The organism is Prosthecobacter fluviatilis, assembly GCF_042655725.1.
Classification (GTDB): Bacteria; Verrucomicrobiota; Verrucomicrobiia; order Verrucomicrobiales; family Verrucomicrobiaceae; genus Prosthecobacter; species Prosthecobacter fluviatilis.
Genome location: NZ_JBHSMQ010000001.1, coordinates 1,001,863 through 1,015,745 on the forward strand (window position 1 = coordinate 1,001,863; position 13,883 = coordinate 1,015,745).

Here is a 13,883-nt window from a genome sequence, read left to right on the forward strand (position 1 = left end):
TCAGGGCATTGTTTGTGCTTGGCGCATGACCGTATCACACCTTAAAAGACTTCATGGACTTTGCTAAATTTGCTGCTGATCTCTCCGGTTTTGTCTGGGGGGCGCCTCTCATCATTCTGCTTTTCGGCACTCATCTGTTTCTGACGCTTCGCACCGGCTTCATTCAGAAGCACATGATTCAGGCCATCCGCATCTCATTCTCCCGGCACAAGGAGGGGGAAGGGGACGTGTCTCAGTTTGGCGCGCTGATGACGGCGCTGGCCGCCACCATTGGCACAGGCAACATCATCGGCGTGGCAGGTGCGGTTGCCATGGGTGGGCCGGGTGCGGTGCTGTGGATGTGGCTCACGGGCGTGTTTGGCATCGCCACCAAGTATTCGGAGGCTGTGCTTGCGGTGAAGTATCGCATCACCATGCCTGACGGCAGTATGGCGGGCGGGCCCATGTATGCGCTGGAGCGTGGGCTAGGGCAGAAGTGGCTGGGAGTTGTGTTTGCCGTCTTCACCTGCATCGCTGCCTTTGGTATTGGCAACATGACACAGGCCAACAGCATCGTGGAGATGCTCATCGAGAAGGTGAAGCCGGAATCAGTGACCCAGTTGCGCTGGATCGCCGGTGGGGTGATGGCGGCGCTGACGGCGGCCGTGGTGCTCGGTGGCGTTAAGAGCATCGCCAAAGTGTGCGGCTTTTTGGTGCCGGTGATGGCCGTGGGCTACGTGGTAGGCTGTGCGCTGATCCTGATCAAAAACTATGCGGTGCTGCCGCAGACCTTCCTGGACATCTGGAATGGAGCGTGGAACGGGCAGGCGGCGGTGGGCGGTTTCGTGGGGGCAGGATTGAAGGAGGTGGCTCGCGCGGGCATCGCTCGGGGACTTTTCTCGAATGAGTCCGGCCTGGGCTCCGCGCCCATCGTGGCTGCAGCGGCGCAGACGCGGAATCCGGTGCGTCAGGCGTTGGTGAGCAGCACGGCCACCTTTTGGGACACCGTGGTGGTGTGCCTCATGACCGGCCTGGTGGTGGTGAGCAGTGGCCACTGGAAGGACGGCCTGCCCAAAGCTGCGCTGACCAGCGCTGCCTTCAATGATTTGCACGTCTGGGGGCCGTACATCCTCATGTTTGGCCTGATGACCTTTGTTTTCTCCACCATTCTCGGCTGGGGCTACTATGGTGAAAAAGCAGCGGAGTACCTCTTTGGCTCTCGCGCGGTGAAACCCTACCGAGTTCTCTGGGTGCTGGCCGTGCTGTTTGGCTCGGTCCAGCCCGCGCAGGCTGTCTGGGACTTTGCTGACGCGGCGAATGGGCTGATGGCACTGCCAAATCTCATCTGCCTGATCTGTCTCAGCGGGGTGATTGTGGCTGAAACCAAGGCCCATCGTCATGAATTGACCGGCGGGGAGTGAAAAAGTCTGCTGTCCCACTTGCAAGAACGCCACTATCCACTATTCTCTCCGCCCGCCTTATCACTGCCTCATGGTGTAATGGTAACACAGCAGATTCTGAATCTGTTATTCAAGGTTCGAATCCTTGTGAGGCAACCACTTCGTTTCCTGCAGCAATGCAGGCATAAAAAAGAAGGCACGGCCATCTAATTAAGACGCGCCGTGCCGTTTCGCTAAACTTAAAGCTGCTGTCTCAGGACTTGGCCTGTGTGGCTGCGAGGATGGCTGAGTCCAGCCGTGCCAGGCGGTGAGTGCTGGAGGCTGTTTCGATGCCTTCCAAAGCACGGTAAGTTTTGCCAACTTTTTTGACCAGTCCGCAGTTCGTCAGCTTGAGAATCTTTTCATACGACCTCAGGCGCAGCATCTCTTCGCCTCCGCTCACAGCGTTTTTCAGCTTCAATCCCTCAAACACCTTCGCAAAGAGAGTTTTGAACTCAAAAGTTTCCCCTGAGGAAAGAACATTCACCAGCTCATCGGTGACGTGATCAACTACCCGACGGGAGAAAGGCGCTTTTTTAGTGACTGCTTTTGTTGTGACCATCTGTTCAAGTACCACAAGAATGGCGCGCTGTCTCAGAAACCCTTCGCAAAACACATATTTCTGCCTTGTTATGCGTGCTTAGGCAGCGAGATACTCTTCTTTGCCTGCTCGGCTAAGTTTTTTGAAAGAAATTTCGGCTCTTAAGGCTGTGGATTTGTTCTTTTGAGGCCAGGAACGCAGCAGAATTACCGGGCCTCGTCCTCGGGTGTAGCGTGCGCCCTTGCCTGCATTGTGCTGGGCTATCCGGCGGTCCAGATCATTGGTGATGCCACAGTAAAGTGTCTCGTCTTTGCAGAGCAGGACATAGAGGTGCCACTTTTTAGCAGCTTTGCTCTTGGCTTTGGCAGGCTTTTTCTTCTTCGGCACGGCGCAACATAGCCGGAGTGGCTGGAAATCAAAACAGCTCGCTGATCATCGAGCCTTCGGTCAGCGCGATGGGGCGGTCGTCCGAGGAACGGTAGCTGATCTCGCGGTAGTCGTAACCCAGGGCGGAGTAGATGCTGGCGTGGATGTCTGCCGGAGTGATGGGGCGGTCCTTGGGGTAGGCCCCGCTGGCGTCCGAACTGCCGATGACCTGGCCGCCGCGCACGCCGCCGCCTGCCAGCACCACGGTGTAGCAACCCGGCCAGTGGTCACGCCCGGCGTCGGTGTTGATCTTGGGCGTGCGGCCAAATTCTCCCATCCAGACTACGAGGGTGCTTTCCAGCAGCCCGCGCTCCTCCAGGTCGTCCAGCAGCGCGGCATAGGCCTGCTCCATGGGCGGTACGAGGCGGTTTTTGAGACCGTTGAAGTTGTCCTTGTGCGTGTCCCAGGTGATGGACGGGCCGTTCACCGTGGTGACAAAGCGGGTGCCGGACTCGATGAGACGGCGCGCGAGGAGGTGGGACTGGCCCCAGCTATGGCGGCCATAGCGCTCGCGCACTTTGTCGGGCTCCTTGGAAAGGTCAAAGGCAGCGGCGGCCTTGCCGGACTGAAGCATGGTGTAGGCCTGCTCATTGAAGATGTCCATCTGCGCCACCTGCGGGGATGCGATTGGGCGCGAGACGGCGCTCATCTGATTGAGCAGCGAGAGGCGCTCCTGGAAACGTGCGGGCGTGAGGCTGGAGTCGAGGCCCATGTTGCGCACACGGAATGTGGCGGCATTGGGGTCGTCATCCAGCACGTAGGGATCGTAGCGTGTGCCGAGGCAGCCGCCGAACTGGCCGGGGGTGAGGTACACCTTGCTGTCGCAATGAGGGAAGGGGGTGATGACGTAGGGCGGTACGCCTTTGCTAAAGCCGTCCCGCTGAGCCAGCCAGCCCACGAGGGTGCCCACGCCGGGCAAGTCCGTGGGGCTGGGGGTGATGAGCGTGCTGTCCACACGATAGGGCCGCCCGGTGGTGGCCCAGTGCATGCCGCCATTGTGGCTGCTGTGGCCGTGGTGCACGGAGCGGATGAGTGCCAGCTTGTCCATGCGCTTTGCCATCTGCGGCAGCAGCTCGGTGACGTGGATGCCGGGCACGCTGGTGCGGATGGTCTTGAACTCACCGCGAATCTCCGAGGGGCCGTCGGGCTTGGGATCCCAGAGGTCGATGTGGCTAGGAGCGCCGCCATTGAAGATCATGATGACGGACTTCGCCTTGCCGATCCCGATGCCGGGGCGTGACGAGGGCGCGCCCAATGCAGCGAGTTGGTTCAGCCCATAGCCTAGCATCCCCACGCCACCTGCATGAAGCAGGCTGCGCCGCGAAATACGAATCTCTGGAACGTGAGAGGACATGACCGTCCAGAACCTACGCGGCGAGAGGCGCGTTCTTGCGAAACGAAAATAAGTGAGCGGTTTTCACGTCCGCCACTGGAGATCGACCTTCGCACCATTCCACTCGTGCTCCGGCAGGTGCGTGTGGGTGGTGAAGCTGCCGCCGGTGGCGCTCAGCGTGGCCATGGTCCAGCCGGTGGTGCTTTCCTTGGGATTGGACACATAGGAGGTGGCCGGGGTATTGAGGATGTGGATGCCGCGGTGGTGGAAAAAATTGCGGTGGTGGATGTGCCCATGGATGTAGGCCTTCACCTGCGGGCGGGCGACCAGCAGCTCCCACAGCGGCTCGGAGTCCTCCAGGCCGCCGGGGAAGTGCTTCTCTTCGCCACCAAGGCGCGGATTGTGATGGGCAAAGACGAGCGCGGGCTTGTTGGCGTGTGTGTCCAGAGCCTTGGCCAGCCAGGCGAGCTGCTCATCCCCGAGCAGTCCCTGCGCCACCATGCGCGCTTTGAGGGAGTCGAGCAGAAAGAGATTGGCACGAGCGGTCTGCACTACACCGACGTGCTTGGAGGCCACGGCTGCGGTGGCGGGCTTTTCAGCGGTCAGCACTTGATAAAAGACATCGCGGTCATCGTGGTTGCCCATGCTGAGGTGCACGGGGATGCCCGCCTCATGCAGCGGGGCGATCAGTTTGGCAAAATGGGTGTAGTCGTCCGGCAGGCCGCTATTGAGCGCCAGGTCGCCATTGATGACGACTGCCGCAGGACGCTTGGGCTGGGCCACGAGCCAGGCGACGGTGTCACGCAGGTGCGTGGGGATGGAGGCCGTGGCCGGGTGCTTGCCGCCCACATGGGTGTCATTGAGAATGGCGATGAGGTTTTCATCCACCTCGGCTGCACCAGCACTGCTGTGTGCCAGGGCTGCTGCGGCACCCATCTGGGCGATGAAATTTCGGCGGGAGGTCAGATGAATCGGCATAGGCTGCTATACGCGACGCTTCCGGCCCGTATTGCTCCAACTATGGACCGCCGCGAATTCATCAAGACCACCAGTGCCGTTGCCGCAATGACCAGTGCCCGCAAGCTGATGGCGGCACCCACCACGAAGAGGCAGCCGGAGCTGATCAAGGCTGAGAATGCGAAGGCGGGGGCCAGCTTTCAGCTCACGCGCATGCGTCCGGATGGCGCGAAGTCTTACCGCACCTCTCTCATCGAGGGCTACTGCTCGCGACAGTCGGTGAAGGCGGGGGAGAAGATGGACATCTTTGTGAGCACGCGGCCGGTGGCGCGCTTCAGCGTCGAGATTTTCCGCATGGGCTACTACGGCGGCTCGGGTGCGCGGCTCATGACCACACTCGGCCCCTTCGAGGGCAAGGAGCAGCCCGTGCCGGAGATGGCGGACAAGCGCCTGCGCGAGTGCCGGTGGGAGGCCAGCACCACGCTGACGATCCCGCAGGACTGGCCCAGCGGTGTGTATCTGGGAAGACTGAGCACGATCCCCGAAGCTGCTGACAAGCCCTACTGGCAGAGCTACATCGTCTTCATCGTCACGGACGACCGTCCGGCGGACATCCTTTTCCAATGCAGCGACAACACCTGGCAGGCCTACAACCGCTGGCCGGTGAACGAGTCCCTCTACACCGATCCGCGCGCGGCGCATGCCCCCGGTGTGAGCGTGAGCTTTGACCGCCCGTATGGCAAATACGTGCAGATCTTTGACAATCCGCAGAGCATGGGCAGCGGTGAGTTTTTGCTGTGGGAGTATCCGCTATGCTACTGGCTCGAGAAGGAGGGCTACGATGTGACCTACTGCTCCAATGTGGACAATCTGAACCCCGCCAATCTGGCGCGCGCGAAGTCGATGATCAGCGTGGGCCATGATGAATACTGGGACATGCGCCAGTATGCGAACGTGAAGCAGGCCATTGCGGACGGTCTGAGCGTGCTGTGGCTCTCGGCCAACGATGTGTATATGGTCACGCCCTTTACCCCGAATGCGAAGGGCGAAGCAAACCGCCGCCTGACCCGCGAGACCTGCTACGGCGAATTCCGCGAGGAGGAGAAGGAGGCGTACTCGAAAGTGCTGGGCCCGTTTGAGAATCCGGGGCCGGATGAGCGCGACATCATCGGCGCGCGCACGACGGTGCCTTTCAACGGCGGCGGCGACTGGACCTGCGCCAAGCCGGAGCACTGGCTGTTTGAAGGCACGGGTATGAAGAAAGGGGACAGCATCCCCGGTCTCGTGGGCTGGGAGTTTCACGGCGATCCCGACACGGCGCGTCCGGGGTTGGAGGTGGTGGGCGAAGGCAATGTGTGGGCCAGCGGCACGCGGTTGGGCAAATACGCCGCCACGGTTTATGAAGGCCCAAAGAAAAACATCGTCTTCAACGCCACGACGATTTTCTGGTGCCAGGGCCTCAGCGATCCCCCCGGCCACATGATCCCCTGGAGCCACTTCTCCCGCCCGCACGGGCCGGATGAGCGCGTGCAGCAGATGACTAGGAACGCACTGAAGCGGGCTCTGGCATGAAATGGCAAATCGCCAGTGCTCGAGCACTGGAAATGGCCGCCTGGGCAATGGCGCCTTTCACTGCGCTAGCGACGCATCATGCTGTTCGACTGAAAATTGCATTTCTCCACAAGCATCAGTTGCTCGTGGCCAACGCCGAAGATCGAACCCTGTGGGCGGATCGTTGTTGGAACTGGGTGGAACAGCACTTTGGCTGGTTGTGCGTGGCTGCTGTTCTAGTTCCGGTCCTGTGCAGCTTCGTTCAGCATCTCGGTATGCGTGGGTGGTGGCGCGCACTCGTAGGTGCTGCCGTCTGTGCGCCAGCGTTTTGGTATGCATGGGCCGTTCTGCAGATATTTGGCAAGGTAATCACCCCTATCTTTTGAAGAAGCTTTACGGCTCCCTCACTCAAACACGATCAAACTCCGCGCCACCTCACCGCGCTGCAGCGCAGCATACGCTTCATTGATGCCCTCCAGCGGATACCGCTTCGTTACCAGCTCATCGAGCATCAGCCTGCCGGATTGGTGCATGGCGATGAGGAGGAGCAGGTCTTTGCGGGGCTGGGTGCTGCCGTAGAGGCTGCCGCGCAGGGTTTTCTCGGCATAGACGAGCTGGTTTACATTGATGCTGGCGCGGTCGGCGGCGCTGGTGATGCCCACCATGACGCACATGCCGCCTTTCTTGGTGGCGTCAAAGGCCTGCTCGGCGGTCTTGCCGGAGCCGTATGCCTCGAAGGCGTAGTCCACGCCTTTGCCATCGGTGAGGTCTTTGATGGCCTGCACGGGGTCGCCGGCGTTCACGTCCACGTAGTCGGTGGCGCCGAACTGGCGGGCGTCGGCTTCCTTGCGGCTGAATTTGTCCACGGCGATGATCTGGCGCGCCCCGGCCATGCGTGCACCCTGCACGATATTGAGCCCGATGCCGCCGCAGCCGATGACGGCCACGGTGCTGTTGGGCTGCACGCGGGCGGCTTTTTCCACCGCGCCCACGCCGGTGATGACGCCGCAGCCGATGAGCGCGGCTTTTTCAAAGGAGAACTCCTTGGGGATCTTCACCACGGAGGCCTGGGGCATGGTGGCCAGGGAGGAGAAGGCGGAGACGCCGGCGTAGTGGCGGATGCTCTCTCCGGCGGAGTTTTGAAAGCGGGTGGTGCCATCCGGCATGAGGCCGGTGAAGCGCATGGCGGTGCCCATGTCGCACAGTGCGGGGCGGCCGCTGCTGCAGTACTCGCATTTCCCGCAGGAGCCACGCCAGACGAGAATGACGTGATCTCCCACCTCCACGGAGGTGACGCCCTCTCCTATGGCCTCGATGACGCCGCTGCCCTCGTGCCCGAGGATGATGGGCATGGGCATGGAGAGGTCTCCCTTCATCACATGCAGGTCGCTGTGGCAGACGCCGGCGGCCTTCATCCGCACGGTGACCTCTCCCGCCTGGGGCGGCAGCACTTTGACCTCCTCGACGCGCAGGGGCTTCTTGGCTTCGTAGAGGACGGCGGCTGGGGCTAGGGTGGACATGGTTGGGGCAGATGATGACGAAACCGGCCCGCTGCGCAACCCTGTGCCATAAACGCACTCGCCGGTTGCAGCCGTGGCCGGGCTCGCTGAGATAGCGGGCGCATGTTTTCCAACCGCAAGACATTCTCCATCCTCGGCACTCTGGCGTTGCTGGGCGTGACCGGTCTCCGGGCTCAGGCACCTGCCACCCCGGTGCCTGCGGCTCCTGTACCTGCTGCTGAAACAGTGCCGGACTTGCCGGCCCTCCAGGCTGCGGCGCGAGCTGCTGAAGAAAAACTGCCTTCGCCGGTCGTGCTGCCTCAGACCTATTTCGATCTTTCTCCTGTCCAGCGGGATCGCTGGAGGAAATATCTGCCGCAGACGCTGCTGAAGCTTACGCGCCGTGAGCGTGTGCAGATCGTAGTGCTGGGAGATGCGATCTTGGATGGAGTGACGTCTGAAGCCGGTGTGGATCCGATGCTCAAAAGCTTTGCCGGTGTCTTTGCGAAAAAGCTGGCATCACAGTTTTACTACACCGGCGGCGTACGCATTGTGCGCCCGGGTGGCAAATTGCGCGACAAGGATTCCAAGGTGATGGGGCCGGAAATTTTGATTCAGCCTGTCCAAACCTCCAGCATCATGTCTGCGGCCTCGGCCCTCTCGACCTTAGGCTTTCAGGGGCTGCCGGACCTGGTGCTGCTGGCCCAAGGACTGGAAGACGGGCTGGCAGGTGTGTCTGCAGCGGATGTGGCGGTGGCATTTCGCAGTCTGCTGGACACGGCGCGTGGCAAACATCTTGAAGTGATCGTTGCCGGCCCTGTTCCTCAGGCGGCAGAACCGGAGGAGGCCAGTCTGGCATGCACACGCGGCCCTTCCTGTGTGCTGCGTGAAGCCAGCATCCGGGAAGGGGTCATTTTCTCAGACATGGGCGATTTGTCACGCCTTCTTGAGGCTCCCGCAGGCGCGAAGGGAGCGGACCAAATCTTCCCAGCCTTGATGCAGCAGTATCAAAGTTTGCTGAACTCCCCTTCGTCTCAAGGGCCGATGACACCCACGACCGCCATGCATGCGGAAATGGGGCGCATCCTGTACCAGGATGTGATGCAGGGCGCGCCTGCGGTTTCTTGGGAAATCAGTGCTGCCACAGCGACGTTGGCGGGCCAGGGGCAGATGACGCTGGAATTTTTGCTGGCCAACACTCGCCGCGAACCTCTGGCCCTGACTGTGCTGCCGCTGGTGCCCGCAGGGTTAAAGCCCAAAGACACCAATCCGGAATTTCAGCTGAATGCTGGCGCAAAGCAGACGGTGAAGCTCAGTTACGCCATTACCGACACCAGGGAGCTGCCGCTGGTCGATGGCAGAATGCGCCTGCCTGTTCTTGTGGTGGCTGGCAAACAGTCCCGAATCGAGGACATCGTCGTGACTCTGCGTCCGTTCAGCATTGCCTGGAACGCACGTGTGGCTTTCAATCAGGAGGCGGAGTTCTCCCCTGAACTTGAAATCGAAAATAGCGCTGGCACCGGGCTCTCCGTGGCATGGGAGTCTGAATGGGCTGGAAAAAAGCAGGCTGGAAAGCTGGCGCTGGATGCCGGCAACTCGGAGCTTCTCAAGCTCGCGCTGCCGCTTCCATCTGAAGGTCAGAATCAGTTTCGCCGGGTGCTGCCACTCAAGCTGGCCTTGAGTTCGAATGGGGGGAGGCAGATTTTTGACCGTGACGTCGAGCTCACCCGCAACATGGGGCTGAAAGAGTCTGTGAAACTGAGTGCTGCGGATGCTCAGGAAAGTGCTGTGACACTGCGGGCAGATGCGGACAGCATGAAGCTGTTTCTTACGCTTGACCTGACCGGCGTCAGTCTTGTGGACGATTCCTCCGGCAAGGCATTTGAGCTCCTGCTAAACATCGACGCCCGCAGCTATGGCGAGCGCCTGACACCCGGGGCTACGGCGGCGCTTCGCATCAGCGGTAAAGCTGCCGATGGTGATTTGGAGGTCAGTCCGATCGCTCCTTGGGCGTTTGGCAGCGGCTATGCAGCTGTGTTTGACCCGAAGGAAATCCAGGCGGCTCTCACCAGTTCTGCCGGTGGTGGGCGCAGGCTGACGATCTCCCTGCCAAAAAGCTATTTGTACCGTCACGAGTGGGCTCTGGGAAATGGCAACAGCCAGCTTGGACTGAACGTGCGCTTTAGCGGAGGTGGGCGTGATTATTTCCTCACGCGAAGCAGACGTCAGGGGGATGATGCTGAAAGCCTCAGCGTTTTGGAGCTGACTGACAAACCCACGCTGCGCTGGACGGTGCGTGTCGATTAGAAGAATAACCATCATGGCTGAAGAACGAGCGAGTAAAAAACTGTGGGACCGTGCGGCGTGGAAAGACGCTGGCTTTTTCCTGAACTACCTGCGTCCGCACTACAATGTGTTCATCCCCGCACTGATCGCGCTGGCGATCACGGGCGGCATGACGATCCTCTTCATCAAGGAGCTGGCGGCGGTGGCCGGAAAGGGGATTGGTGGCGCTCATGGGCCGGAATGGATGGCCGAACTGAATCACAGTGTCTGGTATCTTGTAGCACTGATTTCCGCGCAGGCGGTAATCGCGTTTTTCCGCATCATGCTCTTTGCCAAGGCCTCCGAGCGTGCGCTGGCGGCCCTGAGGCTGGATACTTTCAGCCGCATCATCCGCCTGCCGATGGGGACGCTGAACCACCGCCGTGTGGGCGAGCTGGCCTCCCGGCTGGCCAATGATGTGGAGGCCATGCGCGAGACGCTGGTGGTCACAATTCCGATGCTGATCCGGCACACGGTCATGCTCTCGCTCTGTCTGGTGCTGATCCTGAACATGTCCGTGAAGCTCTCTCTCTTCATGGTGGGCACGATCCCGGTGGTGATCGTGATGATCGCCATCTTTGGCGCTCGCATCCGCAAGCTGACGCGCCGTGCGCAGGACAATCTGGCCGCCTCCCAGGTGGTGGTGGACGAGAGCCTGCAGAGCATCGTGAGCGTGAAGGCCTTCCGCAACGAGGCGTATGAGCTGGCGCGTTATGACAAGAATCTGAGCGAGTACCTGCGCACCGTGCTGCGCGCTGCGGTGCCGCGGGCGTCTTTCATCGCCTTCATCATCTTTGCCTTCAGCGTGGCGTTGATCCTGGTCACGTGGTTTGCCATGCGCATGCTCAATGACGGCGGCATTGGCAAGGAGGAGCTGACGCAGTTTGCGGGGCTCAGCGGCATGATCGCAGCGTCCTTCATGCAATTTCCGGAACTGATCACCCAGCTCCAGCGCTCTCTGGGTGCCACGGAGCGTGTGCGCGAGATCCTGCGGGATGACACTGAGCCCGAAGACGACAATGTGGCCAAGCTGCACTTCAAAGGCGAGATCGACATGCGCGACGTGAGCTTTGCCTACCCCACGCGGCCAGAGGCCGTAGTGCTGCGGGATTTCAGCCTGCAGGCCAAGGCCGGGCAGCGTATCGCTCTCGTGGGTCCGAGTGGCTCGGGCAAGAGCACCAGCGTGTCCCTGCTGTTCCGCTTTTATGACCCGACGAGCGGGGAGATCCGCATCGACGGGCAGCCCATTCGTGACATGTCGCTGACCACGCTGCGGCGGAATCTCGCGCTGGTGCCGCAAGAGGTGCTGCTCTTTGGCGGCAGCATCCGGGAAAACATCGCCTACGGCAAGCCGGACGCCACCGAGGAGGAGATCATCAGCGCGGCCAAAAAGGCCAATGCGCACGATTTCATCGCGGGCCTGACGGAAGGCTACCAGACGCTGGTGGGAGACCGCGGCACGCAGCTCTCCGGCGGCCAGCGCCAGCGCATCGCCATCGCACGCGCCATTCTTGCCGATCCGGCCATCCTGATTCTCGACGAAGCCACCAGCAGCCTCGACGCCGAAAGCGAGCGTCTGGTTCAGGACGCGCTGGACAAGCTGATGGAAAACCGCACCAGCATCATCATCGCGCATCGTCTCAGCACCGTGAGGCGTTGCGACCAGATCCTCGTCATGTCCGGCGGCGCCATCCTGGAGCGCGGCACACATGAGGAGCTGGTGGCCCGCCCCGGCGGCCTGTATGGCTCGCTGGCGAAGCTGCAGCTGGAGTAGGGGGCGGTGGTTTGGAGTGCGATGGGCATTGCCTCACTGCGTTCGCTCTGCGGGCAGGCAGTGCTCCGGCGGAGTGGGATCGTCCCGATCCCACACATTCCCGCATCGCCCAGCGTGCTCGATTCATCCGCAAACACGCCGCATGTGTGGGCATCAAGATGATCCCCCTCCGTCTGCTCGTGCTTTCGCCATCAAACCCGTTTTCAGCACAGCATGGCATCAGCCATCCGTGAGCGATGATCAACGGGCGGGAGTGTCAGTCGCACTCAGCTCCGGAACACCATCGCGGGTTCCAGCTTGCTCACGCGCCAGATGCCGAGAAGGGCGGCCAGGGCGCAGATGCTGAGGACGACGCCCAGTACTGCGAAGGGGACAAACTCCGGCATGTAGAAGGGGGGCTGCTCATTCTTCAGCGCGCCCATGGCAAAGCCGGAGGTGCCCAGCAGGCCGATGCCGTAGCCGATGATGCCAACGGTGAAGGCCTGGGTGATGAGCATGAGGCAGAGGGTGCCGTTGGAGGCGCCCATGGCCTTGAGCGCGCCGAGGTGGCGCATGTTTTCCAGCACAAAGGAGTAGAAGGTCTGGCAGCTCACGGCCATGCCCACCAGCAGGCCGATGATGACTGTGGTGCCAAAGGAGATGGGAATGCCGGTGTTCTTCACATACCACCACACGGTCGAGACACTGAAGTTGTTGGTCTCGCCACCTCCGCGCTGGGCCCAGAACTCGCTGAAATTGGCCTCGCGATTGATGAAGGCCTTGAGCCCGGTGGTGCGGCGGATGTCCTCGACAGCCTGCTCCAGGCTGACGCCTTCGCGTGGGGCGCAAATCACGGCCTGCAGCATCTTGCGTTGAGGGGGCACATACTGCAGGGCGCGCTCGTAAGTGGTCCAGACATAGGGGCCGCCGGTGAAGGAGGTCACTGCATCGGCGATGCCCACCACGCGGGCCTCCTGGTCGTTGAGCTCGAAGACATCGCCCACCTTCACCTGTTCACCGCGTTTGCGGGCCAGGCGCGTGACGCCGAGGTCGTCGATGACGACAGAGTGCGGCAGGCGCAGCTTCATCAAATCCCCCGCAAGCATCTTGGCCGGGGCTCCGGCAAGGGTGTTGGAGTCGATGCCAATGAGCTGGATCATCTTGAAGTTGCCGTTTTCCAGACGCACGCGCTGGATGCCGGAGTAGATGGGGCTGGCCCAGGCCACGCTTTTGACGCTGCGCACACGGGCCACGTCGGTGTCCAGCAGCGGATTGGTTTCATTGACCTGCTCCACCTTGTCCTCCACCACCCAGATGGGGGCTGGCACGTTTTTCAGGGTGGACTTGGTCCAGTTCATCAGCCCGCAGAAGACGGCGGTCTGCTGCGCCATGAGAAAGGTGGCCACGGCCAGCCCTGCGACGAGCATGAGATACTTCGCCGTGTCGCCAAAGAGCATCTTGAGGGCCAGGCGTAGCATAAGCGTGAATACGTGCAGGAGGCGCGCCGAGGCGCAGGGAATCTCAGCGACCGCCGCCAAACAGGCCGCCGAAGCTGCTGCTGATGACGCTGGTGAGCACGCTCTGGATCTGGCTGCCGGTGGGGTGATCTTCGTGGATCTGGCCCTGAGGGGTCAGCTTGTCGATGACCTGCGGAAGGAACTGCGCCAGCAGGGGGAGAACGGTGCTGTCCCGCATGCCCACCTTGGCGGCGAGAGCCTGGAGGGAGTCGAGGCCGATGGCCTGCTGCATCTGCTCGGGGGTGATGGGCTGATTGGCCCCGGTGCCGACCCAGGAGGAGAAGGCCTCGCCAAAGCCTGCGGATTGAAATTTGGACATCATGCCGCTGAGGCCACCGGCCTCGCTGAGCAGGCTGGAGAGCATGGCTGCGGGGTCCTGACCGCCGAGCATGCCGCCCAGCGCGTTTTTGGCGAGAGAATCGAAAAGTCCCATAGAGGCGGCGAGTGTGCGGGAGCGCGTGGGAAAGTCAAGGGGACGGGGTGGAATGACTGTGGCGATTCTTTGGCCCAGCCATCTTGCACCGCGCAGCTCTTGACCCGCGTTTTCCACCAGCTACTCTCTC

12 protein-coding genes and 1 tRNA gene are annotated in these 13,883 nt (G+C 61.4%); 6 read left to right on the top strand and 7 right to left on the bottom strand.

Features of this window, described 5'->3' with window-relative positions:
- Positions 1 to 53 precede the first annotated feature (53 nt).
- On the top strand, positions 54 to 1,400 hold the full coding sequence (locus tag ACFQDI_RS03860) for an alanine/glycine:cation symporter family protein (RefSeq protein WP_377163598.1): 1,347 nt from the start codon (positions 54 to 56) through the stop codon (positions 1,398 to 1,400).
- A gap of 64 nt (positions 1,401 to 1,464) precedes the next feature.
- Positions 1,465 to 1,538: transfer RNA gene (locus tag ACFQDI_RS03865), tRNA-Gln, on the top strand.
- 94 nt (positions 1,539 to 1,632) lie between these two features.
- Here the strand turns inward: ACFQDI_RS03865 and ACFQDI_RS03870 are convergent.
- From ACFQDI_RS03870 to ACFQDI_RS03885, 4 genes are all read right to left on the bottom strand, one after another.
- A complete protein-coding gene (locus tag ACFQDI_RS03870; protein ID WP_377163600.1) occupies positions 1,633 to 1,980 on the bottom strand; it encodes a hypothetical protein in 348 nt (115 codons plus the stop codon).
- A 78-nt stretch (positions 1,981 to 2,058) separates the two neighbouring features.
- Complete coding sequence (locus ACFQDI_RS03875; protein ID WP_377163602.1) at positions 2,059 to 2,346, bottom strand: GIY-YIG nuclease family protein; 288 nt, start codon at positions 2,344 to 2,346, stop codon at positions 2,059 to 2,061.
- A gap of 28 nt (positions 2,347 to 2,374) precedes the next feature.
- On the bottom strand, positions 2,375 to 3,739 hold the full coding sequence (locus ACFQDI_RS03880; RefSeq protein ID WP_377163604.1) for a DUF1501 domain-containing protein: 1,365 nt from the start codon (positions 3,737 to 3,739) through the stop codon (positions 2,375 to 2,377).
- 63 nt (positions 3,740 to 3,802) lie between these two features.
- On the bottom strand, positions 3,803 to 4,696 hold the full coding sequence (locus tag ACFQDI_RS03885) for a metallophosphoesterase (protein WP_377163606.1): 894 nt from the start codon (positions 4,694 to 4,696) through the stop codon (positions 3,803 to 3,805).
- Between the two features lie 42 nt (positions 4,697 to 4,738).
- On the opposite strand from ACFQDI_RS03885, the gene ACFQDI_RS03890 reads away from it, so the two are divergent.
- Complete coding sequence (locus ACFQDI_RS03890) at positions 4,739 to 6,247, top strand: N,N-dimethylformamidase beta subunit family domain-containing protein (protein ID WP_377163608.1); 1,509 nt, start codon at positions 4,739 to 4,741, stop codon at positions 6,245 to 6,247.
- Positions 6,244 to 6,612, top strand: coding sequence for a hypothetical protein (locus ACFQDI_RS03895; protein ID WP_377163610.1), 369 nt, complete (start codon positions 6,244 to 6,246; stop codon positions 6,610 to 6,612). Before ACFQDI_RS03890 ends, ACFQDI_RS03895 begins: the two co-directional genes overlap by 4 nt.
- 18 nt (positions 6,613 to 6,630) lie before the next feature.
- On the opposite strand, the gene ACFQDI_RS03900 is transcribed toward ACFQDI_RS03895, so the two are convergent.
- Entirely contained in the window at positions 6,631 to 7,746 is a 1,116-nt protein-coding gene (locus ACFQDI_RS03900; RefSeq protein WP_377163612.1) for a zinc-binding dehydrogenase, read from the bottom strand.
- Between the two features lie 102 nt (positions 7,747 to 7,848).
- On the opposite strand from ACFQDI_RS03900, the gene ACFQDI_RS03905 reads away from it, so the two are divergent.
- Both ACFQDI_RS03905 and ACFQDI_RS03910 read left to right on the top strand, forming a co-directional pair.
- Positions 7,849 to 10,032, top strand: coding sequence for a hypothetical protein (locus ACFQDI_RS03905; RefSeq protein ID WP_377163614.1), 2,184 nt, complete (start codon positions 7,849 to 7,851; stop codon positions 10,030 to 10,032).
- Positions 10,033 to 10,045: 13 nt separating this feature from the next.
- Complete coding sequence (locus ACFQDI_RS03910; protein ID WP_377163616.1) at positions 10,046 to 11,824, top strand: ABC transporter ATP-binding protein; 1,779 nt, start codon at positions 10,046 to 10,048, stop codon at positions 11,822 to 11,824.
- A 266-nt stretch (positions 11,825 to 12,090) separates the two neighbouring features.
- Here the strand turns inward: ACFQDI_RS03910 and ACFQDI_RS03915 are convergent, their stop codons facing one another.
- Together ACFQDI_RS03915 and ACFQDI_RS03920 are read right to left on the bottom strand one after the other, a co-directional pair.
- Positions 12,091 to 13,281, bottom strand: coding sequence for an ABC transporter permease (locus tag ACFQDI_RS03915; protein ID WP_377163618.1), 1,191 nt, complete (start codon positions 13,279 to 13,281; stop codon positions 12,091 to 12,093).
- Between the two features lie 43 nt (positions 13,282 to 13,324).
- Entirely contained in the window at positions 13,325 to 13,870 is a 546-nt protein-coding gene (locus tag ACFQDI_RS03920; protein ID WP_377163620.1) for a YidB family protein, read from the bottom strand.
- Positions 13,871 to 13,883: the final 13 nt, after the last annotated feature.